We start from the raw sequence: 3,230 nt of genomic DNA, 5'->3' as shown, positions 1-3,230 counted from the left end.
GAGCGCTTGGCGCGTCTCTGCCACATCATGGACTCTTAAAACTTGCACGCCTTGTGCCACGGCTGCAAGCGCAACCGCGATAGACCCCGGCGCACGTTCGTTCACGGTCGGCGCTTGGCCAATGTCCCGAATGAACCCCTTGCGCGAGGCGCCCAGCAATATGGGGCAGCCCAAGCCGTGAAAAATGGAAAGCCCACGAATGAGCCGTAAGTTGTGATCGCGCGTTTTGCCAAAGCCCAAACCGGGATCAACGATGATCTGATCGCAGCTTACGCCGAAGCCAACCGCCAGTTCGATCTGCCGTTCCAAAAACTCATACACATCCAGCAAAACGTCATCATATTGCGGCGCGTCTTGCATGGTTTCAGGCAAGCCTTGCGCATGCATCAAACAAACTGGCGCAGAATTCATGGCGCAAAGTGGACCGAGGTCTGGGTCAAATTCAAAACCAGACACATCGTTTACTATATTCACACCTGCCTGCAACGCAGCATGGGCCACGCGCGCCTTACGCGTATCAATAGACATGGGCACGTCCAGCGTGCGCCTGATCGCTTCGATCACTGGAACAGTGCGCGCTATTTCGGCCTCGAAAGGCACCTCAAGCGCGCCGGGTCGCGTGCTTTCGCCGCCCACATCCAGCAAATGCGCGCCTGATTGCACCATCGACTGCGCACGGCTGACGGCCTGTGCTGCACTGTTCAATGTTCCACCATCGGAAAAACTATCAGGTGTAAGGTTCAAAATCCCCATGATCACAGGTTCTGAGAAATTCAGACCTGCGATGGGTGCACGCGGCGCGGCAACGCGCGTGCGCCACGCCTCTGGCGTGTCTTGCAGCGGAATGACTTTGCTTGGTTGATCACGGCGCAAATGTTCAACATGCGTGAACCAGCTTTGCGTTCCCGCAAGTTGCAGCGCGCCGCTAGGCCGCACATCGCCGCTCTGGGCGAGCGGGCGGAAAAAATCTGTCATGCACATCCCTTTAACTTCACGGTGCGCGCCTATGCGGCCTTAAATCTGTTCTTGCATTAGCGGGACTGCACGGCAAGGAAGCTTTGGATCAACAGGCATGTCTTCGCCAATCAAGATCACGTCTGCAGCATCCACTTGGCCTGCAAACCATAACGTCAAAGCGACAGGATCGTTGATGAGATGAAGCGGCGCAGGAACGGCATCAAAGACAAATTTAGACGGTGCCCAAACACAAGGCTGATTGTTCTTAATCGCCCAATCCATTTCAGTGCGCGTTCCAACAACGGCAAGCCCGTTGATTTGCGCGGCCAAGGCCCAAGCGTTTTGCTCAACACTCAGCAGATCAATGCGGTTCTGAGCAAGTGATGCGCCGACCTGTGTTCGCGCATCATTCGGGGCAGGCACGCAAATCACCAACGGCTTCTCCCGCGCGCTCAGTTGCGCGATCCAATCTGTTAGATTGGGAGATTTCACAGCGTCATTGCTGAGATAAGCAATCTGGCACTGCAGCGCGTCTTCGCTAAGTGGCGCTTTGCCCTCTTGCCCTGTGCGCACGATCTCCACTCCAAGGGCACCGCCCCCACGATCCAGCTTTTCAATCCGCACAAAAACCCGTTCAGCCTGCGGTTCGATCAAAATGCGATCCGCAATCCGTTCTGCCAGTGTTTCCAGCAGATTTAACCGCTCGGCAGCCAGTTCAATGTCGATGGCTTCTGTCACGCGATCATAGGACAGGATCAAATCCACATCATCGGCCAGATCGGCACTGATATGTCGAACCTCGACAACGATGTTGAAACTCAAACGCTGCGTGATCCCGCGCTCTGCTTGAAATGCGCCGATTTCAACGGACACAATGTGATCGCGCAGCGAAATCCGATCCAAGCCCGTGTCAGACGCAGTCGCAATTGCACGCTCTTCGGGATGGGCAAATGCCAATCTGGTCTCATCACTCATACATCGCTCCACAACAGATGCCGCTAGGGAAATTACGTGTCGCGCTTCTGCGCTAAACGCGCCTGCGTGGCAAGATGCAGCTTAGTTTCTGCTAAGACGCGTTGGTTCGCGATAAAAATGGTGAACACCAATTGTTGCGGTGCGGGGGAAAACGCGGCTCCACTTCGGGTTCACTGCCTTGGTATGATAATGCGTCGCACCTTTGGTCAGGGGACGCTCCATATCCGATAGCATCAGCTTGGCGATCTTCTGAAGACGCGCATAGGTAGCCTTTTCGTTGATCACTTCGGCGCGCCCGTCACAGGTGTAGGTGAACTGGCAGGCAAACTTGCGGCCCGTTCCCTGATTGATCACTCCGCAGACGCTGTCAGGGTATCTCGCACTCGCAACGCGGTTCATGATCACCTCAGCAACCGCAAATTGCCCTTTGATCGTTTCACCGCGCGCCTCGAAGTAAAGCGCTTCAGACAGGCATTTCAAAGATGCACCACCCTGCGCCGCTGGCAGGCCATCGACGAAACTGCGCGTGTACTGAATAGTACCCGCGCGCCCAGTGCTGACACGGCGAAAGAGCGCATCGACCCGCGCGCTTGAAAGGCGCGCGAAATTCGCTTCTTCCTTGCGGATCATACCCGACAAATCGCCAGACGTCGTTTCGGCAGAAACGGAAAACGCCAAGGACATGGCAAATAGGGTCGAGATCAAGCGTCGCATAAACACTCTCGTGTTGTTTCAATCCGACGCTAGATATCATTTTATGGTTAAATTTCCACCCCACCCAAATTGACGCAGGTTTGCGTCAAATTTTCGGGCTTACTTGCCGCCGCGTTAGGGCAACATTTTGTGGTTTACAAAGAAGGCGCTACCCGACTTTGTCGACAATGGCCAATTGCGCAGCCGCAAGGCGCGCAACAGGAACACGGAAAGGCGAGCAGGACACGTAGTCAAAACCAGCCGCTCGACAAAACGCAATCGATTCGGGGTTGCCGCCATGCTCTCCGCACATGGAAAGCACCAAATCAGGCCGGGCTGTGCGCCCGCGTTTTGCGCCAAGAATAAGCAGCTCACCCACACCGTCGACATCAAGCGTGTGAAATGGGTCTTCGGGAAAGACACCTTGGTTCACATAAGCAGACATAAACCGCCCAGCATCATCGCGCGATAGACCATACGCCATTTGGGTCAAATCGTTGGTTCCGAAGCTCAAGAAGGAAGCGGTTTCCGCAATATCTTCGGCCCGCAGCGCCGCGCGTGGTGTCTCGACCATAACGCCCAGCTTGTAGTCAAATTCAGCGCCT

General features: G+C 55.3%; 4 protein-coding genes. All 4 read right to left on the bottom strand.

Annotation, left to right across the window (positions count from 1 at the left end):
- A partial coding sequence (gene folP, locus ABJQ89_RS17090; protein ID WP_348497362.1) for a dihydropteroate synthase occupies window positions 1-975 on the bottom strand: 975 nt, incomplete at its 3' end.
- A 39-nt stretch (window positions 976-1,014) separates the two neighbouring features.
- A complete protein-coding gene (locus ABJQ89_RS17085; RefSeq protein WP_348497361.1) occupies window positions 1,015-1,932 on the bottom strand; it encodes a dihydroneopterin aldolase in 918 nt (305 codons plus the stop codon).
- Window positions 1,933-2,013: 81 nt separating this feature from the next.
- Window positions 2,014-2,646, bottom strand: coding sequence for a cell wall hydrolase (locus ABJQ89_RS17080; protein ID WP_348497360.1), 633 nt, complete (start codon window positions 2,644-2,646; stop codon window positions 2,014-2,016).
- Window positions 2,647-2,794: 148 nt separating this feature from the next.
- Window positions 2,795-3,230 (bottom strand): putative PEP-binding protein (locus tag ABJQ89_RS17075; protein WP_348497359.1); only part of this gene is annotated, 436 nt, incomplete at its 5' end.

Origin of the sequence: Planktotalea sp. (assembly GCF_039984035.1) — a bacterium.
GTDB lineage: Bacteria > Pseudomonadota > Alphaproteobacteria > Rhodobacterales > Rhodobacteraceae > Planktotalea.
Note: the sequence above shows the minus strand (reverse complement) of the source record. Positions and strands in the feature narration are given on the sequence as shown.

Coding starts and splice junctions, on each gene's coding strand:
- ABJQ89_RS17085 (WP_348497361.1), bottom strand. CDS start 1,932: ATGAGTGATGAGACCAGATTGGCATTTGCCCATCCCGAAGAGCGTGCA.
- ABJQ89_RS17080 (WP_348497360.1), bottom strand. CDS start 2,646: ATGCGACGCTTGATCTCGACCCTATTTGCCATGTCCTTGGCGTTTTCC.